Below are 23,237 nucleotides of genomic sequence, written 5' to 3'. Positions count from 1 at the left end.
CGGATAATAGGCGGCTTTTTTATTTCAGGCCGAAAAATGACTGACTACCTGTTACTGTTTGTCGGAACTGTACTGGTCAATAACTTTGTACTGGTCAAGTTTCTCGGTCTCTGTCCGTTTATGGGGGTTTCCAAAAAGCTGGAAACCGCGATGGGCATGGGGCTGGCTACAACGTTTGTGATGACGCTGGCGTCTATTTGCGCCTGGCTTATCGATACGTGGATTTTGATCCCGCTTAATCTGATTTACCTGCGCACCCTGGCGTTTATTCTGGTGATTGCTGTGGTTGTGCAGTTCACCGAGATGGTGGTGCGCAAAACCAGCCCGGTGCTTTACCGTCTGCTGGGGATTTTTTTGCCGCTTATCACCACCAACTGTGCAGTGCTCGGCGTGGCGTTGCTGAATATCAATCTCGGGCACAATTTCTTGCAGTCGGCGCTGTACGGTTTTTCCGCCGCTGTCGGTTTCTCGCTGGTGATGGTGCTCTTCGCCGCCATCCGCGAACGCCTTGCTGTGGCTGATGTCCCGGCACCTTTTCGCGGTAATGCCATTGCGTTAATTACCGCAGGTCTTATGTCTCTGGCCTTTATGGGCTTTAGTGGTTTGGTGAAGTTGTAATGAATGCTATCTGGATTGCCGTTGCCGCCGTGAGCCTGCTGGGCCTGGCGTTCGGCGCCATTCTGGGTTATGCCTCCCGCCGTTTTGCGGTGGAAGACGATCCGGTCGTTGAGAAAATTGACGAAATCTTACCGCAGAGCCAGTGTGGTCAATGCGGTTATCCCGGCTGTCGCCCCTACGCGGAAGCCATCAGCTGTAACGGTGAAAAAATTAACCGCTGCGCCCCAGGTGGCGAAGCTGTGATGCTAAAAATTGCTGAGTTGCTTAATGTCGAGCCACAGCCGCTGGATGGCGAAGCGCAAGAGCTAACGCCTGCGCGGATGGTGGCGTTTATTGATGAAAATAACTGTATTGGCTGCACTAAATGTATTCAGGCGTGTCCGGTAGACGCCATCGTTGGCGCTACCCGCGCCATGCATACGGTAATGAGTGATCTCTGTACGGGCTGCAATTTATGTGTTGATCCGTGCCCGACGCACTGCATCTCGTTGCAACCGGTTGCAGAAACACCTGACTCCTGGAAATGGGATCTGAACACCATTCCCGTGCGTATCATTCCCGTGGAACACCATGCTTAAGTTATTCTCTGCATTCAGAAAAAATAAAATCTGGGATTTCAACGGCGGCATCCATCCACCGGAGATGAAAACCCAGTCCAACGGTACGCCCCTGCGCCAGGTACCACTGGCGCAGCGTTTTGTCATACCACTGAAACAACATATTGGCGCTGAAGGTGAGTTGTGCGTTAGCGTCGGCGATAAAGTACTGCGCGGCCAGCCGCTTACCCGTGGACGCGGCAAAATGCTGCCAGTTCACGCGCCCACCTCGGGTACCGTTACGGCTATTGCGCCCCACTCTACGGCTCATCCTTCAGCTTTAGCTGAATTAAGCGTGATTATTGATGCCGATGGCGAAGACTGCTGGATCCCGCGCGACGGCTGGGACGATTATCGCTCTCGCAGTCGCGAAGAGTTAATCGAGCGCATTCATCAGTTTGGTGTTGCCGGGCTGGGTGGTGCGGGATTCCCGACAGGCGTTAAATTGCAGGGCGGCGGAGATAAGATTGAAACGTTGATTATCAACGCTGCTGAGTGCGAGCCGTACATTACCGCCGATGACCGTTTGATGCAGGATTGCGCGGCTCAGGTCGTAGAGGGTATTCGCATTCTTGCGCATATTCTGCAGCCACGCGAAATTCTTATCGGCATTGAAGATAACAAACCGCAGGCGATTTCCATGCTGCGCGCGGTGCTGGCGGACTCTCACGATATTTCTCTGCGGGTGATTCCAACCAAATATCCTTCTGGCGGTGCTAAACAATTAACCTACATTCTGACCGGGAAGCAGGTTCCACATGGCGGGCGTTCATCCGATATCGGCGTATTAATGCAAAACGTCGGCACTGCTTATGCAGTGAAACGTGCCGTTATCGATGGCGAACCGATTACCGAGCGTGTCGTGACCCTGACTGGCGAAGCAATCGCACGCCCGGGCAACGTCTGGGCACGGCTGGGTACGCCAGTGCGTCATTTATTGAATGATGCCGGATTCTGCCCCTCTGCCGATCAAATGGTGATTATGGGCGGCCCGCTAATGGGCTTTACCTTGCCATGGCTGGATGTCCCGGTCGTAAAGATTACCAACTGTCTGTTGGCTCCCTCTGCCAATGAGCTTGGCGAACCACAGGAAGAACAAAATTGCATCCGTTGTAGCGCCTGTGCTGACGCCTGCCCTGCGGATCTTTTGCCGCAACAGTTGTACTGGTTCAGCAAAGGTCAGCAACACGATAAAGCCACCTCGCATAACATTGCCGACTGCATTGAATGTGGGGCTTGCGCGTGGGTTTGCCCGAGCAATATTCCCCTGGTGCAATATTTCCGTCAGGAAAAAGCTGAAATTGCGGCTATTCGTCAGGAAGAAAAGCGCGCCGCAGAAGCCAAAGCGCGTTTCGAAGCGCGCCAGGCTCGTCTGGAGCGCGAAAAAGCGGCTCGCCTTGAACGACATAAGAGCGCAGCCGTTCAACCTGCAGCCAAAGATAAAGATGCGATTGCTGCCGCTCTGGCGCGGGTGAAAGAGAAACAGGCCCAGGCTACACAGCCTATTGTGATTAAAGCGGGCGAACGCCCGGATAACAGCGCAATTATTGCAGCACGGGAAGCCCGTAAAGCGCAAGCCAGAGCGAAACAGGCAGAACTGCAGCAAACTAACGACGCAGCAACCGTTGCTGATCCACGTAAAACCGCAGTTGAAGCCGCTATCGCCCGCGCCAAAGCGCGCAAGCTGGAACAGCAACAGGCTAATGCGGAACCAGAAGAACAGGTCGATCCGCGAAAAGCCGCCGTCGAAGCCGCTATTGCCCGTGCCAAAGCACGCAAGCTGGAACAGCAACAGGCTAATGCGGAACCAGAACAACAGGTCGATCCGCGCAAAGCTGCCGTCGAAGCCGCTATTGCCCGTGCCAAAGCGCGCAAACTGGAACAGCAACAGGCTAATGCGGAGCCAGAAGAACAGGTTGATCCGCGCAAAGCTGCCGTCGAAGCGGCTATTGCACGCGCCAAAGCACGCAAGCGGGAACAGCAACAGGCTAATGCGGTACCAGAAGAACAGGTTGATCCGCGCAAAGCGGCAGTTGCCGCGGCTATTGCCCGCGTTCAGGCCAAAAAAGCCGCCCAGCAAAAGGTTGTAAACGAGGACTAAATGGTATTCAGAATAGCTAGCTCCCCTTATACCCATAACCAGCGCCAAACATCGCGCATTATGCTGTTGGTGTTGCTCGCAGCCGTGCCAGGAATCGCAGCGCAAGTGTGGTTTTTTGGTTGGGGTACTCTCGTTCAGATCCTGTTGGCGTCGGTCAGTGCTCTGTTAGCCGAAGCTCTCGTACTCAAACTACGCAAGCAATCAGTAGCCGCAACGTTGAAAGATAACTCAGCATTGCTGACAGGCTTATTGCTGGCGGTAAGTATTCCCCCCCTCGCGCCATGGTGGATGGTCGTACTGGGTACGGTGTTTGCGGTGATCATCGCTAAACAGTTGTATGGCGGTCTGGGGCAAAACCCGTTTAATCCGGCAATGATTGGTTATGTGGTCTTACTGATCTCCTTCCCGGTGCAGATGACCAGCTGGTTACCGCCGCATGACATTGCGGTCAACATCCCTGGTTTTATCGACGCCGTACAGGTTATTTTCAGCGGTCATACCACCAGTGGCAATGATATGAACACACTACGCTTAGGTATTGATGGCATAAGTCAGGCAACACCGCTGGATACATTCAAAACCTCTGTCCGCGCCGGTCATTCGGTTGAACAGATTATGCAATATCCTATCTACAGCGGTATTCTCGCGGGTGCAGGCTGGCAATGGGTGAATCTCGCCTGGCTGGCTGGCGGCGTGTGGTTGCTATGGCAGAAAGCGATTCGCTGGCATATTCCCCTCAGCTTCTTAGTAACGCTGGCGTTATGCGCAACGTTGGGCTGGTTGTTCTCACCAGAAACACTGGCAGCACCGCAAATTCATCTGCTGTCTGGAGCGACCATGCTCGGCGCATTCTTTATTTTGACTGACCCGGTTACCGCTTCTACGACCAATCGTGGTCGTCTTATTTTCGGCGCGCTGGCGGGTTTATTAGTCTGGTTGATCCGCAGTTTCGGCGGCTATCCTGACGGCGTGGCTTTTGCCGTCCTGCTGGCGAACATCACGGTTCCTCTGATCGATTACTACACGCGTCCGCGCGTCTACGGCCATCGCAAAGGGTAAACCATGCTGAAAACTATCCGAAAACACGGCATTACACTGGCACTATTTGCAGCGGGTTCTACAGGGTTAACTGCGGCCATCAACCAGATGACCAAAACGACAATTGCTGAACAGGCCAGTCTGCAACAAAAGGCGTTATTTGATCAGGTGCTGCCAGCCGAACGCTATAACAATGCGCTGGCACAGAGTTGCTATCTGGTAACTGCGCCAGAGTTAGGTAAAGGTGAGCATCGGGTTTACATCGCCAAACAGGATGACAAACCGGTAGCCGCCGTTCTGGAAGCAACCGCGCCAGATGGCTATTCTGGTGCGATTCAGCTGCTGGTGGGAGCCGATTTTAACGGCACGGTACTAGGCACGCGCGTGACAGAGCACCACGAAACGCCAGGGCTTGGCGATAAAATCGAACTGCGCCTTTCTGACTGGATCACCCATTTTGCGGGTAAAAAAATCAGTGGTGCGGATGATGCGCACTGGGCGGTGAAGAAAGATGGTGGTGATTTCGACCAGTTCACCGGCGCGACGATTACTCCGCGCGCGGTGGTAAATGCGGTAAAACGCGCCGGATTGTACGCGCAGACGTTACCGGCACAACTTTCTCAACTTCCTGCCTGTGGAGAATAAAGCGTGAGCGAAATTAAAGACGTTATTGTTCAGGGGTTGTGGAAAAACAACTCTGCGCTGGTCCAGTTGCTCGGCCTTTGTCCGCTGCTGGCGGTCACGTCCACTGCCACCAACGCCCTGGGTTTAGGACTTGCGACAACGCTGGTGCTGACGCTGACCAATCTGACCATTTCGACGCTGCGCCACTGGACCCCAGCCGAGATCCGCATTCCCATTTACGTGATGATCATCGCCTCGGTGGTCAGCGCTGTACAGATGCTGATCAACGCCTACGCCTTTGGTCTGTATCAATCGTTAGGGATTTTTATTCCGCTGATTGTCACTAACTGTATCGTTGTGGGCCGCGCTGAAGCCTTCGCCGCAAAAAAAGGTCCGGCGCTTTCGGCACTGGACGGCTTTTCAATTGGTATGGGCGCAACCTGCGCCATGTTCGTGCTGGGTTCACTACGCGAAATTATCGGCAATGGCACGTTGTTTGACGGTGCAGATGCGCTGTTAGGTAGCTGGGCCAAAGTATTACGCGTGGAGATTTTCCACACCGACTCCCCTTTCCTGCTGGCAATGCTGCCACCAGGTGCATTTATTGGCCTGGGACTGATGCTGGCAGGAAAATACCTGATTGATGAAAGAATGAAAAAGCGCCGTGCTGAAGCAGCTGCCGAAGGTGCATTGCCAAACGGTGAAACAGGGAATGTCTGATGAACAAAGCAAAACGCCTGGAGATCCTCACCCGCCTGCGTGAGAACAATCCTCATCCCACTACTGAGCTTAATTTCAGTTCGCCTTTTGAATTGCTGATTGCCGTGCTGCTTTCCGCTCAGGCCACCGATGTCAGCGTTAATAAGGCGACGGCAAAACTTTACCCGGTAGCGAATACGCCTGCAGCGATGCTTGAGCTGGGCGTCGAAGGGGTGAAAAACTATATCAAAACTATTGGCCTTTATAACAGCAAAGCAGAAAATATCATCAAAACCTGCCGTATCTTACTGGAACAGCATAATGGCGAGGTGCCTGAAGATCGTGCTGCGCTTGAAGCCCTGCCTGGTGTAGGTCGTAAAACAGCCAACGTCGTATTAAACACCGCATTCGGCTGGCCGACTATTGCTGTCGACACGCACATTTTCCGCGTTTGTAATCGTACTCAATTTGCGCCGGGGAAAAACGTCGAACAGGTAGAAGAAAAGCTACTGAAAGTGGTTCCGGCAGAGTTTAAAGTCGACTGCCACCATTGGTTGATCCTGCACGGGCGTTATACCTGTATTGCCCGCAAGCCTCGCTGTGGCTCTTGTATTATTGAAGATCTTTGTGAATACAAAGAGAAAGTTGACATCTGAAGAAAAGGGGTAACACCGATTACCCCATTGATAACCTTTCTTTATCCTCTTTTAAAACATCTTTTTAACGTCAATGATGCCATTGCTTAGCGTTATCATCAGGTAATCCGTTTGCGGATAACCAAAAATGCAGGTTAATTGTTTTTTTAATAGCGAAATTTTCTATTCATTCGTGATCAAGATCACGATGCTGTGGCAATGTAAAAACATTGCAAGAACTAGGTTAAAATCATTTAAATTTACACACGCAACAAATATTGACCTACAAAACATTACACTGGCTATTTTTCAGAAACTGGACTATCTCACTAGGAAAAACGCTAAATAGCAGAACATATCGCCGTTAAGCCATCATCCCCCTCTCAGGGTAGTGAAAAAATCTGCCGTTACGTTTTTTGAAAAATTTAACGCTGGATAACATTTCCCGGAATGGTTGAATTCCCCGCCTCAGTTATATGTAACAGATTATTACAAAGGACTTGTCTGAAAGTGCAAGATAGTGAACATTACCTGCCGTTTCCCCTCCCACTATAACAATTGCGCGTATGTTTTTTAGGCATAACGCGAGAAAGCACCCCCGTTAATATGGGATGTAAAAAAAGAGGTAAAAGTGTCCACTGCAAACCAAAAACCAACTGAAAGCGTCAGTTTGAACGCTTTCAAACAACCGAAGGCGTTCTATCTCATCTTCTCGATTGAGTTATGGGAACGTTTTGGTTATTACGGCCTACAAGGAATTATGGCTGTTTACCTGGTTAAACAACTGGGTATGTCTGAAGCGGATTCAATCACCCTTTTCTCTTCCTTTAGTGCTCTGGTTTATGGTCTGGTCGCTATCGGCGGCTGGTTAGGTGACAAAGTACTGGGTACTAAACGCGTAATTATGCTTGGCGCTATTGTGCTGGCGATTGGTTATGCTCTGGTTGCCTGGTCTGGTCACGACGCCGGTATCGTTTATATGGGTATGGCGGCTATTGCGGTCGGTAACGGCCTGTTTAAAGCTAACCCGTCTTCTCTGCTTTCTACATGCTATGAGAAAAACGACCCGCGTCTGGACGGTGCATTCACCATGTACTACATGTCCGTCAACATCGGCTCTTTCTTCTCTATGATCGCCACCCCGTGGCTGGCCGCGAAATACGGCTGGAGTGTTGCGTTTGCGTTGAGCGTAGTCGGTCTGCTGATCACTATCGTTAACTTCGCCTTCTGCCAACGCTGGGTTAAACAGTACGGTTCAAAACCAGACTTCGAGCCTATCAACTACCGTAACCTGCTGCTGACCATTATTGGTGTTGTGGCGCTGATCGCTATCGCCACCTGGCTGCTGCACAATCAGGAAGTTGCGCGTATGGCGCTGGGCGTTGTTGCCTTTGGTATCGTGGTTATCTTCGGTAAAGAAGCCTTCGCGATGAAAGGTGCTGCGCGTCGTAAAATGATCGTTGCCTTCATCCTGATGCTCGAAGCCATTATCTTCTTCGTGCTGTACAGCCAGATGCCAACGTCACTGAACTTCTTTGCGATTCGTAACGTTGAACACACCATTCTGGGCCTGGCCGTAGAACCTGAGCAGTATCAGGCACTGAACCCGTTCTGGATCATCATTGGTAGCCCGATTCTGGCCGCTATCTATAACAAGATGGGCGATACCCTGCCGATGCCAACTAAGTTTGCAATCGGTATGGTGATGTGTTCTGGTGCGTTCCTGATTCTGCCGCTGGGTGCAAAATTCGCGTCTGACGCAGGTATCGTGTCTGTAAGCTGGCTGGTCGCAAGCTATGGCCTGCAGAGTATCGGGGAACTTATGATCTCTGGTCTGGGTCTGGCAATGGTTGCACAACTCGTTCCGCAGCGTCTGATGGGCTTCATTATGGGTAGCTGGTTCCTGACCACTGCCGGTGCAAACCTGATTGGTGGTTATGTTGCGGGTATGATGGCTGTGCCGGATAACGTTACCGATCCACTGATGTCACTGGAAGTCTATGGTCGCGTATTCTTGCAGATTGGTGTCGCTACTGCCGTTATTGCAGTACTGATGCTGCTGACCGCGCCGAAACTGCACCGCATGACGCAGGATGACGCTGCAGACAAAGCGGCGAAAGCTGCTGTAGCGTAAAATTCAGGGAAACTCTTTTACAAGCCGCTAACTTTTCGTTAGCGGCTTTTTTTTTGTTCAGCAACGCACTACCATACTTTAAACCACAGACAAAAGGAGTTACCGATGAAATTGTTCTACAAACCGGGCGCCTGCTCTCTCGCTTCCCATATCACCCTGCGTGAGAGCGGAAAGGATTTTACGCTCGTCAGTGTGGATTTAATGAAAAAACGTCTCGAAAACGGTGACGATTACTTTGCCGTTAACCCTAAGGGACAGGTGCCTGCATTGCTGCTGGACGATGGTACTTTGCTGACGGAAGGCGTAGCAATTATGCAGTATCTTGCCGACAGCGTCCCCGACCGCCAGTTGCTGGCACCGGTAAACAGTATTTCCCGCTATAAAACCATCGAATGGCTGAATTACATCGCCACCGAGCTGCATAAAGGTTTCACGCCTCTGTTTCGTCCTGATACACCGGAAGAGTACAAACCCACTGTTCGCGCGCAGCTGGAGAAGAAACTGCAATATGTGAACGATGCACTGAAGGATGAGCACTGGATCTGCGGGCAACGATTTACGATTGCCGATGCCTATCTGTTTACGGTTCTGCGCTGGGCATACGCGGTGAAACTGAATCTGGAAGGGTTAGAGCACATCGCGGCATTTATGCAACGTATGGCTGAACGTCCGGAAGTACAAGACGCGCTGTCAGCGGAAGGCTTAAAGTAATAGCCATCGGCCCACAGGTTGTTGTGGGCCGAAATGAGATATTTCAGAGCTTTGTTGCGCTGAAATAATGTTCTGGTTTGGCAATACGATCCTGAGCAGCAACCACTTGCAGCTCATATTCCTGCATTGCTTTGGTGGTCACCATGATTTCGTATACTGCAGCGGTCACATGTTCCAGGGCCTCCTGCAGCGTTGCCCCCTGAAGCAGTTTCACCAGCAGTAAACCGCTCGTCACATCACCGACACCTACCGGTTGGCGCATACCAAAATCCACCAGCGGACGGCTGATATGCCAGGCTTCATCGGCGGTAACCAGCAGCATTTCAAAACGGTCACGGCTGTAGCCAGCCCGCGCCAGGTGTTTAACCAACACAATTTGTGGCCCTTGCGCAATGAGTTCACGCGCTGCCAGAACCGCTTCTTCGACGTTATTTACCGGATGCTCACAGAGTATCTCCAGCTCAACCAGATTCGGCGCAATGATATCGCTGGCAGGCAAACCGTGACGCACATGAAACTCTGCGACACCCGGTGCAACGATACAGCCTTTTTCCGGATGACCCATTACCGGATCGCAAAAATATTTCGCCTGCGGATTCGCTGCTTTCACCTGACGAACGATACCGAGGATATGTTCACCCTGCTCCGCCGAACCCAGATAGCCACTTAATACGGCATCACAGGTGTGTAATTTATCAATGGCGGCAATGCCTTGCACAATTTCGGTTAAATGGCTGGGCGGCATCACGCAGCCAGTCCATTTGCCGTATTGAGTGTGATTAGAAAATTGAACGGTGTTCAACGGCCAGACGTTCGCGCCCAGGCGGCGCATCGGAAACTCTGCCGCACTGTTACCCGCATGACCATAAACAACGTGAGACTGGATAGCGAGAATATTTTTCATCATGTTCCCTGTATAAAAACCAGGGGGAGTGATTTCTCACTCCCCCTTTCCACTTAATGCATTATTTCCAGCAAATCAGACAGTAATTCTTTTTGCCGCGACGCAGTAAGGTAAAACGACCAAACAGACGATCTTCTTCTTTAAAGAAGTATTCAGGATCGGACTGTTTTTCACCGTTAATGGTGATGGCATTGGAGGCGATAGTTTTACGAGCTTGACCACGGGAAGGTTGCAGTTCAGAATCGACCAGCGCCTGCATCAGGTCTGCGCCTTTTTCCATCTCAACCATCGGTACGCCGTCCTGCGCCAGCTGTTCGAAGTCCGCTTCACTCAGCGCACTCAAGGAACCGCTGAACAGGCATTCGGTAATACGTTTTGCCGCCTGCAAACCTTCTTCACCGTGAACCAGACGTGTCACCTGTTCCGCCAGTACATACTGGGCGCGCGGTGCTTTACCACTGTTTTTATCTTCTTCTTCCAGCGCGTTGATCTCTTCAATGCTCATAAAGGTGAAGAACTTCAGGAAGCGGTAAACGTCCGCATCCGCAGTGTTGATCCAGAATTGGTAGAATTTGTACGGGCTGGTTTTCTTCGGATCCAACCAGACTGCGCCGCCTTCAGTTTTACCAAATTTGGTGCCGTCTGCTTTGGTGATCAGCGGAACGGTCAGGCCAAACACCTGATTCTGATGCAGACGACGGGTCAGGTCGATACCAGAAGTGATGTTACCCCACTGGTCAGAACCACCAATTTGCAGCACCACACCGTACTGTTTGTTCAGACAGGCGAAGTCATAACCCTGCAACAGGTTGTAGGAAAACTCAGTGAACGAAATCCCCTGATCTTCACGGTTGAGACGCTGCTTAACCGCTTCTTTGTTGATCATCTGGTTAACGGAGAAGTGTTTGCCAATATCGCGCAGGAAGGTCAGCACATTCATATTGCCGAACCAGTCATAGTTGTTCGCCGCGATAGCAGAGTTTTCTCCACAGTCGAAATCGAGGAACGGGGCAACCTGCTTGCGGATTTTGTCCACCCATTCCTGAACAGTTTCTTCGGTGTTCAGCTTACGCTCAGCAGCTTTGAAGCTCGGGTCGCCAATCAGCCCCGTCGCGCCGCCTACCAGCGCAACCGGCTTGTGGCCCGCCTGCTGGAAGCGTTTCAGGCATAACAATGGAACAAGATGCCCCAAATGCAAGCTGTCAGCGGTAGGATCGAAGCCGCAATAGAGCGCGATCGGGCCTTGCGCCAGTCGCTCTGCTAACGCTTCCTCGTCCGTCACCTGGGCTACCAGCCCCCGCTCTTGCAATTGTTTAATCAAGTTACTGCTTGCCATCAAAATCTCCATGTATATAACGACTGCACCTTTGCCGGTACACGACTTTTCGCCAGATGCGAAAGAGACATAGAATAAAGTGCCAGAATCAGGAGTACCAGCGATTAAAGCAAGATTTTTGCATCTTTTCAGGGGGCAAGACGATCAATCTTCCACGCATCATTTTCACGCTGGTACAAAAAGCGGTCATGCAGGCGATGCTCACCGCCCTGCCAGAACTCAATCTGTTCAAGGCTGACGCGAAAACCGCCCCAAAAACTCGGCAATGGCACTTCGCCCTGTTGAAACTTCTGCTTCAGCTCCAGGAATTTACTTTCAAGGATACCGCGGGCAGAAATGCGACTGGACTGCTTCGAAACCCATGCACCAATCTGGCTATCACGTGGGCGACTATGAAAATATTTCATCACTTCGAGAGTCGAAAGTCGTTCCGCTTTACCGGTCACCATCACCTGGCGCTCAAGGGTATGCCACGGGAACAACAGGCTAACACGCGGATTATTTTCGATTTGATGTGCTTTTCGGCTGCCAAGGTTGGTGTAAAACACCATGCCTTTTTCGTCGTAATGTTTGAGTAAAACGATGCGCTGATAAGGCTGACCATGTTCATCCACGGTAGCGACCACCATCGCGGTAGGGTCCGCCAGTTTGGCTTCACACGCCTGAGAGAGCCAGCGTTCAAAAAGGGTTAATGGATCGGCGGGAAGATCGCGGCGGCGTAATCCGCCTTTGGTGTATTCACGGCGCAGATGCGCGATTTGCTGCAATTCGTCGTTATCAGACATGGTTTTCTTTACGGATTGTCAGTGGGTGACGCTATTGTGCGCCGCCCCTGGAAAAATCTCAACGCTGTGGATTTTGTAACTGACAGTTATTCAGTACGATGCGGTCGCGTTTATAGACAGTCGCTTCCTCGCCTTTCGACCAGAAAACATAGATACCGTCGGTGTAACGTGCACCAGACGCAGAAATGCCCTGTTTGAGATGCAGTAGTTGATTATCGTAAACAAAACTGACTTCCTGGCGCGGATTATTCAGTTTGACCGTCAACGGTTTTTCATCACACTGGTATTCCAGCGTATCGGTTTGCATGCGCTCAACCAGTTGATTGAACGCGCTACAGCCGGTGAGAAGGACCGGCAAACAGATCAGTAACAGTTTTTTCATAGACATATCCCGAAGACTTTCCTGGTCCGGAGGGCAATACGCCCTCCCTAACGTTCCAAGTGTAACGGCAGACGCGGTAAGAAAAATTCAGTTAACTCTGATATCACAGGTTAGCGGGGAAAATAGCCCCCAGTACCGTCTCCTGGCTTGCGCCAGTGACGGAAGGCAGATTTCCTGGTAATCCCGCCAGCGTCCGCCAGGCAAGCCAGGCGAAAGCCAATGCTTCCATGTCATCGCCACTAATGCCAACGGCATCGGTGGTGGTGACTTCTATGCCTGGCAGTAATGCCGCCAGACGCGCCACGAGTAGCGGATTACGACTTCCTCCACCACATACCATCAATCGTTCGCAGCCACCGCTCAACAAAACTTGTTCAGAAATGGTCACGGCGGTGAGTTCTGCCAGTGTCGCCTGTACATCACGGGGATCAACACCCGGAAAATGGCGCAAATGGCGCTCCAGCCAGCCGTAGTTAAAGTATTCGCGTCCGGTGCTTTTCGGTGCAGGTTGCGAGAAATACGGGTCGCTGAGCATATTTTGCAGCAGTGGGAGAATGACTTTACCCGCCCGTGCCCACTCGGCATCTTTATCGTAAGGTTTACCTGCCTGACGCCAGATCCAGGCATCCATCAGCATGTTACCAGGGCCGGTATCGTAGCCCCCTACCGGCTGCCCAGGAATGAGCAGTGACAGATTGGCGATGCCACCAATATTGAGCACCATTCGTCGCTCGGTTGGATGAGCCAGCAGCGCATGATGGAACGCAGGTACCAGCGGTGCGCCTTGTCCTCCCAAGGCAATATCTCGACGGCGAAAATCACCGACAACCGTAATTCCGGTGCGTGCCACAATTTGATTGTTATCGCCAATCTGTAAAGTGTGTGGTGCCACGCCCGTCGGTTCATGCCAGACGGTTTGACCGTGACAGCCGATCGCAACGATATCTTTCGCCTGCAGGTTTTGTTCCTTAAGCAAGGCATTGATCGCATCAGCAAAAAGTCGCCCGAGTTGAGTATCAAGCTGTCCAAACTGCGAAAGTGTAAGCTGCTGGCCCTGGCAAATATCCAGTACAGCCTGTTTCAGAGACACCGGGATCGGCCAGCTCAAACTTGCCAGCTGTGCGACCCGGTGTTCATCAATTGTCGCCAACACAACATCAACACCATCAAGGCTGGTGCCTGACATAACGCCAATAAAGCGGCCCGATTTCATAGTTCATCCTTTTTCAATCTGACGTTTGCGCACCACTCAAACATAAACTTTTCGTGAATACTATGCGGAATGACCGATTTTTACCGTTGGTAGTAAAACATTATCTTCAAATCAATAATCATCATGAATGTTTTGTTTATAATTGGTTGATCCTACTTTCATTATGATTTGCTCATATTTGGTAGAACATGTAACCATGGATTCACATATGCCATATACTTTGACCATGAGGGATGCTTGCGTGGCGTTTCATGGTGAACAGGAGATTTTTCAATGATTAAACGCGTATTGGTTGTTTCAATGGTAGGTCTGTCTCTTGTCGGTTGTGTTAATAACGACACCCTGTCAGGGGATGTTTATACCGCTTCTGAAGCGAAACAAGTACAGAATGTCAGCTATGGCACCATCGTTAACGTACGTCCGGTACAGATTCAGGGCGGTGATGATTCCAACGTTATCGGCGCAATTGGCGGTGCTGTTCTTGGTGGTTTCCTGGGGAATACTGTTGGTGGCGGAACCGGGCGTTCTCTGGCTACTGCTGCAGGCGCTGTTGCAGGTGGCGTAGCCGGTCAGGGCGTACAGAGTGCAATGAACAAAACGCAGGGTGTCGAGCTGGAAATTCGTAAAGACGATGGTAATACCATCATGGTGGTACAGAAACAAGGCAACACTCGTTTCTCTCCGGGCCAACGTGTCGTACTGGCCAGCAATGGCAGTCAGGTGACCGTTTCCCCGCGCTAAATAAGTTTGCGTGTGGTCAGGTTACTGACCACACGCCCCCTTTATTTCACCCTTTGGCCTGTAACTCAATGATATTATGCTCAAGTTTTGCGATGAGCTTAATCAGTTGTTCCAGTTCCTCTGCGGAGATGCCATGTAAAATTTCCGCGCGGGTTTTGTTAATAACAGCTTCCATTTCGCTGATCAGCGGCTCTGCCTTTTCCGTCAGTTTAATACGTTTAGCCCGACGATCGCTGGCACAAGTTTGACGCGAAATTAACCCTTTTTCTTCCAGTTGGTCCAGAGTACGGACCAGTGATGGCTGCTCGATGCCAATCGCTTTTGCCAGTTGAATTTGCGACTGGTCTGGAGGTAACTGATGGATATTGTGTAACGTAACCCAATGGGTTTGTGTTAACTCCAGCGGTTTCAGGCGATGGTCTATCAGAGCACGCCATATGCGCACCAACCGTGCCAGATCAGAACCTAGTGGCGATTCCAATTTCATCTCCTTATAATTAGCTTGCTAAGATATTATGCGGCTTTTAGAATAGTGTGCAGCAATTGTATTGCTAAAACAAATGTATTGCTGCATTTGGTTACCGTCAGACATATTTTTCAGAAATTGCGCGTAAATTTTTCGCACTTAAAGAATATTTATTAATCTAACGCAATATATTCGGTCGTAAAGGAATCTACTTTGTGAAGTTTATGCTCAATGCAACAGGATTGCCCTTACAAGATCTGGTGTTCGGTGCGTCCGTCTACTTTCCTCCGTTTTTCAAAGCCTTCGCGTTTGGATTCGTCATCTGGCTTGTCGTACACCGCCTGCTTCGTGGCTGGATCTACGCCGGTGACATCTGGCATCCCTTGTTAATGGATTTATCGCTGTTTGCGATTTGCGTTTGCCTTGCCCTGGCAATACTGATTGCGTGGTAACTATGTCAATTAAAACAATTAAGTATTTCTCAACAATCATTGTAGCGGTAGTTGCGGTTCTTGCCGGATGGTGGCTGTGGAATTATTACATGCAATCTCCGTGGACACGCGACGGGAAAATACGCGCAGAACAGGTTTCTATCACCCCACAGGTGTCGGGACGTATTGTTGAGCTGAATATAAAAGACAACCAGCTGGTTAACGCGGGGGATCTTCTGCTCACGATCGATAAAACGCCCTTTCAGATCGCCGAGCTGAACGCACAGGCTCAGCTGGCGAAAGCGCAATCTGACCTCGCAAAAGCCAATAACGAAGCGAATCGTCGTCGCCATCTCTCACAAAATTTTATTTCTGCCGAAGAACTCGATACCGCTAACCTCAATGTTAAAGCGATGCAGGCCAGTGTTGATGCCGCACAGGCGACGTTGAAACAGGCACAATGGCAACTGGCGCAAACGGAAATTCGCGCCCCGGTGAGCGGATGGGTGACTAATCTTACTACCCGCATCGGCGATTACGCTGACACCGGGAAACCGCTGTTTGCCCTTGTCGACAGCCACTCGTTTTACGTCATTGGTTATTTTGAAGAAACCAAATTGCGCCATATCCGTGAAGGGGCACCAGCACAAATTACCCTCTATAGTGATAACAAAACGTTACAGGGTCACGTTTCCAGTATCGGTCGGGCGATTTATGATCAGAGCGTTGAAAGTGACTCAAGCCTTATTCCGGATGTGAAACCTAACGTCCCCTGGGTTCGCCTCGCCCAACGTGTTCCGGTCCGCTTTGCGCTGGACAAAGTCCCAGGCGATGTCACGCTGGTGTCGGGCACCACCTGTAGCATTGCCGTAGGTGAATAATGAACGCATCGTCATGGTCCTTGCGCAATTTGCCCTGGTTCAGGGCAACGCTGGCGCAATGGCGTTATGCGTTACGTAATACCCTTGCCATGTGTCTGGCGCTGACAGTTGCCTATTATTTAAATCTCGATGAGCCCTATTGGGCGATGACCTCGGCAGCGGTGGTTAGCTTCCCCACCGTTGGCGGTGTCATCAGCAAAAGCCTCGGACGCATCGCGGGTAGTTTGCTGGGAGCCATCGCGGCATTGCTTCTTGCCGGACATACGCTCAACGAGCCGTGGTTTTTTCTATTGAGTATGTCAGCATGGATTGGCTTTTGTACCTGGGCCTGTGCGCACTTCACGAATAACGTCGCGTATGCATTTCAACTGGCGGGTTACACGGCTGCCATCATCGCCTTTCCGATGGTCAATATTACTGAGGCCAGCCAGCTGTGGGATATTGCTCAGGCGCGCGTTTGCGAGGTGATAGTCGGTATTTTGTGCGGTGGCATGATGATGATGATCCTGCCGAGCAGTTCCGATGCTACGGCCCTTTTAACCGCATTGAAAAACATGCATGCCCGATTACTGGAACATGCCAGTTTGCTCTGGCAACCTGAAACAACCGATGCCATTCGTACAGCGCATGAAGGGGTGATTGGGCAGATACTGACCATGAATTTGCTACGAATCCAGGCTTTCTGGAGTCACTATCGTTTTCGCCAGCAAAACGCGCGCCTTAATGCGCTGCTCCACCAGCAATTACGTATGACCAGCGTCATTTCCAGCCTGCGACGTATGTTGCTCAACTGGCCCTCACCGCCAGGTGCCACACGAGAAATTCTCGAACAGTTGCTGACGGCGCTCGCCAGTTCGCAAACAGATGTTTACACCGTCGCACGTATTATTGCCCCGCTACGCCCGACCAACGTCGCCGACTACCGGCACGTCGCCTTCTGGCAGCGACTACGCTATTTTTGCCATCTTTATCTGCAAAGCAGTCAGGAATTACATCGTCTGCAAAGCGGCGTAGATGATCATGCCAAACTCCCACGGACATCCGGCCTGGCACGTCATACCGATAACGCCGAAGCTATGTGGAGCGGACTACGAACATTTTGTACATTGATGATAATTGGCGCATGGAGTATCGCTTCACAATGGGATGCCGGTGCCAATGCATTAACACTGGCCGCAATTAGCTGCGTACTCTACTCCGCCGTCACGGCACCGTTTAAGTCCTTGTCACTGCTAATGCGCACGCTAGTGTTACTTTCGCTATTTAGCTTTGTGGTCAAATTTGGCCTGATGGTCCAGATTAGCGATCTGTGGCAATTTTTACTGTTTCTCTTTCCACTGCTGGCGACGATGCAGCTTCTTAAATTGCAGATGCCCAAATTTGCCGCACTGTGGGGGCAACTGATTGTATTTATGGGGTCGTTTATCGCTGTCACTAATCCCCCGGTGTATGATTTTGCTGATTTTCTTAACGATAATTTGGCAAAAATCGTTGGTGTCGCGCTGGCGTGGTTAGCGTTCGCCATTTTGCGTCCAGGGTCGGATGCTCGTAAAAGCCGTCGTCATATTCGCGCGCTGCGCCGGGATTTTGTCGATCAGCTAAGCCGCCATCCAACACTGAGTGAAAGCGATTTTGAATCACTCACTTATCATCACGTCAGTCAGTTAAGTAACAGCCAGGATGCGCTGGCTCGCCGTTGGTTATTACGCTGGGGGGTGGTGTTGTTGAACTGTTCTCATGTTGTCTGGCAATTGCGCGAATGGGAATCGCGTTCCGATCCGTTATCGCGAGTACGGGATAACTGTATTTCATTGTTACGTGGAGTGATGAGTGAGCGTGGCGTTCAGCAAAAATCACTGGCGGCCACACTTGCAGAATTACAGCGGATTTGCGACAGCCTTGCCCGTCATCATCAACCTGCCGCCCAGGAGCTGGCGGCAATTGTCTGGCGGCTGTACTGCTCGCTTTCGCAACTTGAGCAAGCTCCGCCGCAAGGTACGCTGGCCTCTTAATTACTTAATTACACCGCAGGCATAGCGTTCACCGCCACCGCCCAGCGGTTTAGGTTGATCGGACATATTATCGCCACCAACGTGGATCATCAGCGCTTTATCTTTGACTTGATCCAGTGATTTCAGACGAGGCGCGATGACGGCATCGGTTGCTTTGCCGTCATTATTGACAACCAGCGCAGGCAGATCGCCTAAGTGCCCAGCACCTTCTGGCCCTTCATGTTTACCGGTATTTTGTGGATCAAGATGCCCGCCTGCGGATTCCGCCGCTGTGGCTTTGCCATCTTTGGTAGCTGGCTGGCAGCTTCCTTTGGCATGAATATGGAAGCCATGTTCACCGGGGGGTAATGCTTTCAGATCGGGCGAAAACTCCAGACCTTTATCGGTTTCAGTAATGGTGACGCTACCAATTGACTGCCCAACCCCTTGCGACGTGACGAGGTTCATCTCGACTTTTTCACTGGCAGCTTGCGCGCCGGTAGCAACAACCAGCGCCAGAATAGCCAGACTAAAACGTTTCATAGGACCTCCGTTCATTGTGCATTCCTGAATAAGTGTAAACCAGTGACACATTTTTGAACGGCGGCTATTCCTAAAAGTGCTTACGGTACGTCGTAACCCAGTGCCGCTTTACGGATACGGAACCATTGTTGGCGAGTCATTTTCAGGGTTTCTGCTTCAACAGCTGCTCGCACGCGCTCAATTTTACCGGAGCCGATTATCGGCAGCGGCTGCGACGGTAAACGTAAAACCCAGGCGTAAACCACCTGTTCAATAGAGCCCGCGTTTAACTCCTCCGCCACCACAGCCAGTTCATCACGCAGAGGCTGGAAATAATCATCATTAAACAGACGACCACCACCAAGGCAAGACCACGCCATCGGACGAACACGCAGTTGTTGCAGTTGGTCGAGCGTGCCATCCAGCAGTAACGGCTGATGCACCGGGGATATTTCCACCTGATTAGTGGCAAGGGTAAACGGCAGGCGTGATTGCAACAGCGCAAATTGCGCAGGCGTAAAGTTCGATACGCCAAAATGGCGAACTTTGCCGCTCTGATGCAGGTGTTTAAACGCGTCCGCCACTTCATCGGCATCCATTAACGGGTCCGGGCGGTGGATCAACAGCAGATCCAGATGATCGGTCGCGAGATTAATCAGCGACTGTTCGGCGCTCTTAATGATGTGATCGCGGTCAGTAATATAATGACCAATGACGTTTTCTTCACGCGCGGTCGTCGCGATACCGCATTTGCTGACAATTTCCATCCGTTCACGCAGATGAGGTGCCAGTTTCAGCGCCTCGCCAAACGCCGCTTCGCACTGATAGCCGCCATAAATATCAGCGTGGTCCACGGTAGTTACGCCGAGATCCAGATGCTCTTCAATAAAGCTGACCAGCTGGCGGGCGGACATATTCCAGTCCATCAATCGCCAGTAGCCCATCACAAAACGGGAAAACTCCGGGCCTTGCGGCGCAATAGTAATACGCTGAACCATAATCGCTTCCTCTTATCAGATATGAGAGGAGTATACGCAAGATTAGGCTCAAAAGAGTGATGGTTGCTCCGGTTCGTCTGATGACGCTGGCTTATTTGCACGTAATTTGCGCATTAACCGCTGCCGACAAAGACGTAGCACCTCTTGTTTTTCGCCATCGCTCATTTTATTCCAGTTAAAACGCTCATCACGGCTACGAAAACAGCCGCGACAAAATCCGCGTTCGTCAGACTGGCAAATTCCCCGGCACGGGCTCTGGACGGGAAAGAACTCTAATTGCTCCGCCACTTCGCCCTCCTCAGATAAGATTATTACCACTATTGAAGCTGTTAATGCCCAAAGTAGCAACTTTGCTTGCACTAGACCGACTGGTCTACTACACTCCAACGCATGAACAAACACACCGAACATGATACTCGCGAACATCTCCTGGCGACGGGCGAGCAACTTTGCTTGCAACGTGGATTCACCGGGATGGGGCTAAGCGAATTACTAAAAACGGCTGAAGTGCCGAAAGGGTCCTTCTATCACTACTTTCACTCTAAAGAAGCGTTTGGCGTTGCCATGCTTGAGCGCCATTACGCCGCATATCACCAGCGACTGACGGAGTTGCTGCAATCCGGCGAAGGTAACTACCGCGACCGCATACTGGCTTATTACCAGCAAACACTGAACCAGTTTTGCCAACATGGAACCATCAGTGGTTGCCTGACAGTAAAACTCTCTGCCGAAGTGTGCGATCTGTCAGAAGATATGCGCAGCGCGATGGATAAAGGGGCTCGCGGCGTAATCGCCCTGCTCTCTCAGGCGCTGGAAAATGGCCGTGAGAACCATTGTTTAACCTTTTGTGGCGAACCGCTGCAACAGGCACAAGTGCTTTACGCACTGTGGCTTGGCGCGAATTTGCAGGCCAAAATTTCGCGCAGTTTCGAGCCACTGGAAAACGCGCTGGCCCATGTAAAAACCATTATTGCGACGCCTGCCGTTTAGCAGGCATTTTTTATCACCAGACCACCGGGAGCCTTTATGTCATCTGAAAAACTGTATTCCCCACTGAAAGTGGGCGCGATCACGGCGGCAAACCGTATTTTTATGGCACCGCTGACGCGTCTGCGCAGTATTGAACCGGGTGACATCCCTACCCCGTTGATGGCGGAATACTATCGCCAACGAGCCAGTGCCGGTTTGATTATTAGCGAAGCCACGCAAATTTCTGCCCAGGCAAAAGGATATGCCGGTGCGCCTGGCATCCATAGCCCGGAGCAAATTGCCGCATGGAAAAAAATCACCGCGGGAGTCCATGCTGAAAATGGTCACATGGCCGTGCAGCTTTGGCACACGGGGCGAATTTCTCACGCCAGCCTGCAGCCTGGCGGTCAGGCACCGGTAGCGCCTTCTGCACTTAGCGCGGGAACGCGTACTTCTCTGCGCGATGAAAAAGGTCAGGCGATCCGCGTTGAAACATCCATGCCACGTGCAGGAACGGGAAGAGATTCCGGGCATCGTCAATGATTTCCGCCAGGCCATCGCTAACGCCCGTGAAGCTGGGTTTGATCTGGTGGAGCTACACTCTGCTCACGGTTATTTACTGCATCAGTTCCTTTCTCCTTCTTCAAACCATCGTACCGATCAGTACGGCGGCAGCGTGGAAAATCGCGCACGTCTGGTGCTGGAAGTGGTCGATGCCGGGATTGAAGAATGGGGTGCCGATCGCATTGGCATTCGTGTTTCGCCAATCGGTACTTTCCAGAACACGGATAATGGCCCAAATGAAGAAGTCGATGCACTGTATCTGATTGAACAACTGGGCAAACGCGGCATTGCTTATCTGCATATGTCAGAACCAGATTGGGCGGGAGGTGAACCGTATACTGATGCGTTCCGCGAAAAAGTACGTGCCCGTTTCCACGGTCCGATTATCGGCGCAGGGGCATACACGGTAGAAAAAGCTGAAACGCTGATCGGCAAAGGGTTAATTGATGCGGTGGCATTTGGTCGTGACTGGATTGCGAACCCGGATCTGGTTGCCCGCTTGCAGCGCAAAGCTGAGCTTAACCCACAGCGTGCCGAAAGTTTCTACGGTGGCGGCGCGGAAGGCTATACCGATTACCCGACGCTGTAATCCAACATTGCGAGCGGCGCAAAGCCGCCGCTATACTAAAACAACATTTTGAATCTGTTAGCCATTTTGAGGATATAAAGATGCGTCTTCTTCATACCATGCTGCGCGTTGGCGATCTGCAACGCTCCATCGATTTTTATACCAAAGTACTGGGCATGAAACTGCTGCGTACCAGCGAAAACCCGGAATACAAATACTCACTGGCGTTTGTTGGCTATGGCCCGGAAACCGAAGAAGCGGTGATTGAACTGACCTACAACTGGGGCGTGGATAAATACGAACTCGGCACTGCTTATGGTCACATCGCGCTTAGCGTAGATAACGCCGCTGAAGCGTGCGAAAAAATCCGTCAGAACGGCGGTAACGTCACCCGTGAAGCGGGTCCGGTAAAAGGCGGCACTACGGTTATCGCGTTTGTGGAAGATCCGGACGGTTACAAAATTGAATTAATCGAAGAGAAAGACGCCGGTCGCGGTCTGGGCAACTAATCTCCTGCCGGGCGTGAACTCATCGCGCCCGCATCTTTACTGCATCGACAAGTAATATTTGTCATAATGCGCGCTGCAATTTATCCGTATTAAGAGAATCAGATGTCCGATAACGCTCAACTTACCGGTCTGTGCGACCGTTTTCGTGGTTTTTATCCTGTTGTGATCGATGTTGAAACAGCCGGATTTAACGCCAAAACCGATGCGCTGCTTGAGATTGCCGCCATCACCCTGAAAATGGATGAACAAGGCTGGCTGATGCCGGACACCACATTACATTTCCACGTCGAACCATTTGTCGGCGCAAATTTGCAGCCAGAGGCCCTCGCCTTCAACGGCATTGACCCGAACGATCCCGATCGCGGCGCGGTCAGCGAATACGAGGCGCTGCACGAAATTTTTAAAGTTGTACGTAAAGGCATTAAAGCGAGCGGCTGTAACCGCGCCATTATGGTGGCGCACAACGCCAATTTCGATCACAGCTTTATGATGGCCGCCGCAGAACGCGCCTCACTGAAACGTAACCCGTTCCACCCTTTCGCCACTTTTGACACTGCTGCACTGGCCGGGCTGGCACTCGGACAAACCGTATTGTCAAAGGCTTGCCAGACCGCTGGCATGGACTTCGACAGCACCCAGGCGCACTCCGCGCTGTACGACACCGAACGCACTGCTGTGCTGTTTTGTGAAATCGTCAACCGCTGGAAACGTCTGGGAGGCTGGCCGCTACCTGCCGCCGAAGAGGTGTAATCGAGTCGATGCCTGATGACATGCAATGATTCAGGCATCTATAGTGAGGCTATTCCACGCATCATGCATGA

The 23,237-nt window shown here is 51.4% G+C and carries 25 protein-coding genes and 1 pseudogene; 17 read left to right on the top strand and 9 right to left on the bottom strand.

The window, feature by feature from the left end:
* Positions 1–36 precede the first annotated feature (36 nt).
* From rsxA to gstA, 9 genes are all read left to right on the top strand, one after another.
* Positions 37–618 (top strand): electron transport complex subunit RsxA, encoded by a 582-nt coding sequence (gene rsxA, locus HEN33_RS04915; protein WP_000133193.1) that lies wholly within the window; start codon positions 37–39, stop codon positions 616–618.
* Complete coding sequence (gene rsxB / locus HEN33_RS04910; RefSeq protein ID WP_000991806.1) at positions 618–1,196, top strand: electron transport complex subunit RsxB; 579 nt, start codon at positions 618–620, stop codon at positions 1,194–1,196. The genes rsxA and rsxB overlap by 1 nt, the downstream gene beginning before the upstream one ends.
* Positions 1,189–3,315 carry an electron transport complex subunit RsxC gene (rsxC, locus tag HEN33_RS04905; RefSeq protein ID WP_183083417.1) on the top strand — a complete coding sequence of 709 codons (2,127 nt, stop codon included), beginning with the start codon at positions 1,189–1,191 and terminating at the stop codon, positions 3,313–3,315. Before rsxB ends, rsxC begins: the two co-directional genes overlap by 8 nt.
* Positions 3,316–4,374, top strand: coding sequence for an electron transport complex subunit RsxD (rsxD, locus tag HEN33_RS04900; protein WP_176262998.1), 1,059 nt, complete (start codon positions 3,316–3,318; stop codon positions 4,372–4,374).
* Between the two features lie 3 nt (positions 4,375–4,377).
* Complete coding sequence (gene rsxG, locus HEN33_RS04895) at positions 4,378–4,998, top strand: electron transport complex subunit RsxG (protein WP_000920784.1); 621 nt, start codon at positions 4,378–4,380, stop codon at positions 4,996–4,998.
* Between the two features lie 3 nt (positions 4,999–5,001).
* A complete protein-coding gene (gene rsxE / locus HEN33_RS04890; protein WP_032303119.1) occupies positions 5,002–5,697 on the top strand; it encodes an electron transport complex subunit RsxE in 696 nt (231 codons plus the stop codon).
* Complete coding sequence (gene nth / locus HEN33_RS04885) at positions 5,697–6,332, top strand: endonuclease III (RefSeq protein ID WP_103253684.1); 636 nt, start codon at positions 5,697–5,699, stop codon at positions 6,330–6,332. Before rsxE ends, nth begins: the two co-directional genes overlap by 1 nt.
* 610 nt (positions 6,333–6,942) lie before the next feature.
* Entirely contained in the window at positions 6,943–8,445 is a 1,503-nt protein-coding gene (gene dtpA / locus HEN33_RS04880; protein WP_000100942.1) for a dipeptide/tripeptide permease DtpA, read from the top strand.
* Between the two features lie 105 nt (positions 8,446–8,550).
* A complete protein-coding gene (gstA, locus tag HEN33_RS04875) occupies positions 8,551–9,156 on the top strand; it encodes a glutathione transferase GstA (protein WP_000765742.1) in 606 nt (201 codons plus the stop codon).
* A gap of 43 nt (positions 9,157–9,199) precedes the next feature.
* On the opposite strand, the gene pdxY is transcribed toward gstA, so the two are convergent.
* The 5 genes from pdxY to anmK form a co-directional block, all read right to left on the bottom strand.
* The gene (gene pdxY / locus HEN33_RS04870) at positions 9,200–10,060 is read right to left on the bottom strand and encodes a pyridoxal kinase PdxY (protein ID WP_001302086.1); all 861 of its coding nucleotides are present in this window, start codon (positions 10,058–10,060) and stop codon (positions 9,200–9,202) included.
* A 61-nt stretch (positions 10,061–10,121) separates the two neighbouring features.
* On the bottom strand, positions 10,122–11,396 hold the full coding sequence (gene tyrS, locus HEN33_RS04865) for a tyrosine--tRNA ligase (RefSeq protein WP_001295400.1): 1,275 nt from the start codon (positions 11,394–11,396) through the stop codon (positions 10,122–10,124).
* A gap of 128 nt (positions 11,397–11,524) precedes the next feature.
* The gene (gene pdxH / locus HEN33_RS04860; RefSeq protein WP_176262997.1) at positions 11,525–12,181 is read right to left on the bottom strand and encodes a pyridoxamine 5'-phosphate oxidase; all 657 of its coding nucleotides are present in this window, start codon (positions 12,179–12,181) and stop codon (positions 11,525–11,527) included.
* Positions 12,182–12,239: 58 nt separating this feature from the next.
* Positions 12,240–12,569 carry a C-type lysozyme inhibitor gene (gene mliC, locus HEN33_RS04855; RefSeq protein ID WP_000061974.1) on the bottom strand — a complete coding sequence of 110 codons (330 nt, stop codon included), beginning with the start codon at positions 12,567–12,569 and terminating at the stop codon, positions 12,240–12,242.
* 97 nt (positions 12,570–12,666) lie between these two features.
* Positions 12,667–13,776: an anhydro-N-acetylmuramic acid kinase gene (gene anmK, locus HEN33_RS04850; protein WP_176262996.1), complete on the bottom strand. Its 1,110-nt coding sequence runs from the start codon at positions 13,774–13,776 to the stop codon at positions 12,667–12,669.
* Between the two features lie 273 nt (positions 13,777–14,049).
* Here anmK and slyB point away from each other — a divergent pair, with 273 nt between their 5' ends.
* Positions 14,050–14,517, top strand: a complete 468-nt coding sequence (gene slyB, locus HEN33_RS04845) for an outer membrane lipoprotein SlyB (protein WP_000597196.1) — start codon at positions 14,050–14,052, stop codon at positions 14,515–14,517.
* A gap of 46 nt (positions 14,518–14,563) precedes the next feature.
* Here slyB and slyA read toward each other — a convergent pair whose 3' ends face one another.
* A complete protein-coding gene (gene slyA, locus HEN33_RS04840; protein ID WP_000445640.1) occupies positions 14,564–14,998 on the bottom strand; it encodes a transcriptional regulator SlyA in 435 nt (144 codons plus the stop codon).
* A gap of 200 nt (positions 14,999–15,198) precedes the next feature.
* Here slyA and HEN33_RS04835 point away from each other — a divergent pair, with 200 nt between their 5' ends.
* From HEN33_RS04835 to HEN33_RS04825, 3 genes are read left to right on the top strand one after another with little or no spacing between them, the layout of a single operon-like run.
* Positions 15,199–15,435, top strand: a complete 237-nt coding sequence (locus tag HEN33_RS04835) for a DUF1656 domain-containing protein (RefSeq protein ID WP_000670998.1) — start codon at positions 15,199–15,201, stop codon at positions 15,433–15,435.
* A gap of 2 nt (positions 15,436–15,437) precedes the next feature.
* Positions 15,438–16,295 carry an efflux RND transporter periplasmic adaptor subunit gene (locus HEN33_RS04830; RefSeq protein ID WP_024212231.1) on the top strand — a complete coding sequence of 286 codons (858 nt, stop codon included), beginning with the start codon at positions 15,438–15,440 and terminating at the stop codon, positions 16,293–16,295.
* Complete coding sequence (locus HEN33_RS04825; protein WP_176262995.1) at positions 16,295–18,307, top strand: FUSC family protein; 2,013 nt, start codon at positions 16,295–16,297, stop codon at positions 18,305–18,307. The genes HEN33_RS04830 and HEN33_RS04825 overlap by 1 nt, the downstream gene beginning before the upstream one ends.
* On the opposite strand, the gene sodC is transcribed toward HEN33_RS04825, so the two are convergent.
* The 3 genes from sodC to HEN33_RS04810 all read right to left on the bottom strand — a co-directional run bounded on the left by sodC (position 18,308) and on the right by HEN33_RS04810 (position 20,094).
* The gene (sodC, locus tag HEN33_RS04820) at positions 18,308–18,829 is read right to left on the bottom strand and encodes a superoxide dismutase [Cu-Zn] SodC (protein WP_001353183.1); all 522 of its coding nucleotides are present in this window, start codon (positions 18,827–18,829) and stop codon (positions 18,308–18,310) included. It lies immediately after the preceding gene.
* Between the two features lie 80 nt (positions 18,830–18,909).
* A complete protein-coding gene (locus tag HEN33_RS04815; protein ID WP_000250656.1) occupies positions 18,910–19,806 on the bottom strand; it encodes an aldo/keto reductase in 897 nt (298 codons plus the stop codon).
* A 48-nt stretch (positions 19,807–19,854) separates the two neighbouring features.
* Complete coding sequence (locus HEN33_RS04810) at positions 19,855–20,094, bottom strand: DUF1289 domain-containing protein (RefSeq protein ID WP_000840481.1); 240 nt, start codon at positions 20,092–20,094, stop codon at positions 19,855–19,857.
* 102 nt (positions 20,095–20,196) lie between these two features.
* On the opposite strand from HEN33_RS04810, the gene nemR reads away from it, so the two are divergent.
* The 4 genes and pseudogenes from nemR (at position 20,197) to rnt (ending at position 23,166) form a co-directional block, all read left to right on the top strand.
* Positions 20,197–20,796, top strand: a complete 600-nt coding sequence (nemR, locus tag HEN33_RS04805; protein ID WP_105271116.1) for a DNA-binding transcriptional regulator NemR — start codon at positions 20,197–20,199, stop codon at positions 20,794–20,796.
* A 36-nt stretch (positions 20,797–20,832) separates the two neighbouring features.
* A pseudogene (gene nemA / locus HEN33_RS04800) lies at positions 20,833–21,928 on the top strand (N-ethylmaleimide reductase).
* An 80-nt stretch (positions 21,929–22,008) separates the two neighbouring features.
* Positions 22,009–22,416 carry a lactoylglutathione lyase gene (gene gloA / locus HEN33_RS04795; RefSeq protein WP_001237796.1) on the top strand — a complete coding sequence of 136 codons (408 nt, stop codon included), beginning with the start codon at positions 22,009–22,011 and terminating at the stop codon, positions 22,414–22,416.
* Positions 22,417–22,518: 102 nt separating this feature from the next.
* Positions 22,519–23,166: a ribonuclease T gene (rnt, locus tag HEN33_RS04790; RefSeq protein ID WP_001282281.1), complete on the top strand. Its 648-nt coding sequence runs from the start codon at positions 22,519–22,521 to the stop codon at positions 23,164–23,166.
* The last annotated feature ends 71 nt before the right edge of the window (positions 23,167–23,237 follow it).

Origin of the sequence: Escherichia sp. 94.0001, from assembly GCF_013369155.2 — a bacterium.
Taxonomy (GTDB): domain Bacteria; phylum Pseudomonadota; class Gammaproteobacteria; order Enterobacterales; family Enterobacteriaceae; genus Escherichia; species Escherichia coli_F.
The sequence above is the reverse complement of the archived record's forward strand: the minus strand, read 5'-3'. Positions and strand labels throughout refer to the sequence as shown.

Coding starts and splice junctions, on each gene's coding strand:
- rsxB (WP_000991806.1), top strand. CDS start 618: ATGAATGCTATCTGGATTGCCGTTGCCGCCGTGAGCCTGCTGGGCCTG.
- pdxH (WP_176262997.1), bottom strand. CDS start 12,181: ATGTCTGATAACGACGAATTGCAGCAAATCGCGCATCTGCGCCGTGAA.
- slyB (WP_000597196.1), top strand. CDS start 14,050: ATGATTAAACGCGTATTGGTTGTTTCAATGGTAGGTCTGTCTCTTGTC.
- rnt (WP_001282281.1), top strand. CDS start 22,519: ATGTCCGATAACGCTCAACTTACCGGTCTGTGCGACCGTTTTCGTGGT.
- anmK (WP_176262996.1), bottom strand. CDS start 13,776: ATGAAATCGGGCCGCTTTATTGGCGTTATGTCAGGCACCAGCCTTGAT.
- rsxD (WP_176262998.1), top strand. CDS start 3,316: ATGGTATTCAGAATAGCTAGCTCCCCTTATACCCATAACCAGCGCCAA.
- HEN33_RS04830 (WP_024212231.1), top strand. CDS start 15,438: ATGTCAATTAAAACAATTAAGTATTTCTCAACAATCATTGTAGCGGTA.
- gstA (WP_000765742.1), top strand. CDS start 8,551: ATGAAATTGTTCTACAAACCGGGCGCCTGCTCTCTCGCTTCCCATATC.
- mliC (WP_000061974.1), bottom strand. CDS start 12,569: ATGTCTATGAAAAAACTGTTACTGATCTGTTTGCCGGTCCTTCTCACC.
- rsxC (WP_183083417.1), top strand. CDS start 1,189: ATGCTTAAGTTATTCTCTGCATTCAGAAAAAATAAAATCTGGGATTTC.
- gloA (WP_001237796.1), top strand. CDS start 22,009: ATGCGTCTTCTTCATACCATGCTGCGCGTTGGCGATCTGCAACGCTCC.
- tyrS (WP_001295400.1), bottom strand. CDS start 11,396: ATGGCAAGCAGTAACTTGATTAAACAATTGCAAGAGCGGGGGCTGGTA.
- pdxY (WP_001302086.1), bottom strand. CDS start 10,060: ATGAAAAATATTCTCGCTATCCAGTCTCACGTTGTTTATGGTCATGCG.
- HEN33_RS04825 (WP_176262995.1), top strand. CDS start 16,295: ATGAACGCATCGTCATGGTCCTTGCGCAATTTGCCCTGGTTCAGGGCA.
- nemR (WP_105271116.1), top strand. CDS start 20,197: ATGAACAAACACACCGAACATGATACTCGCGAACATCTCCTGGCGACG.
- HEN33_RS04815 (WP_000250656.1), bottom strand. CDS start 19,806: ATGGTTCAGCGTATTACTATTGCGCCGCAAGGCCCGGAGTTTTCCCGT.
- nth (WP_103253684.1), top strand. CDS start 5,697: ATGAACAAAGCAAAACGCCTGGAGATCCTCACCCGCCTGCGTGAGAAC.
- rsxA (WP_000133193.1), top strand. CDS start 37: ATGACTGACTACCTGTTACTGTTTGTCGGAACTGTACTGGTCAATAAC.
- sodC (WP_001353183.1), bottom strand. CDS start 18,829: ATGAAACGTTTTAGTCTGGCTATTCTGGCGCTGGTTGTTGCTACCGGC.
- rsxG (WP_000920784.1), top strand. CDS start 4,378: ATGCTGAAAACTATCCGAAAACACGGCATTACACTGGCACTATTTGCA.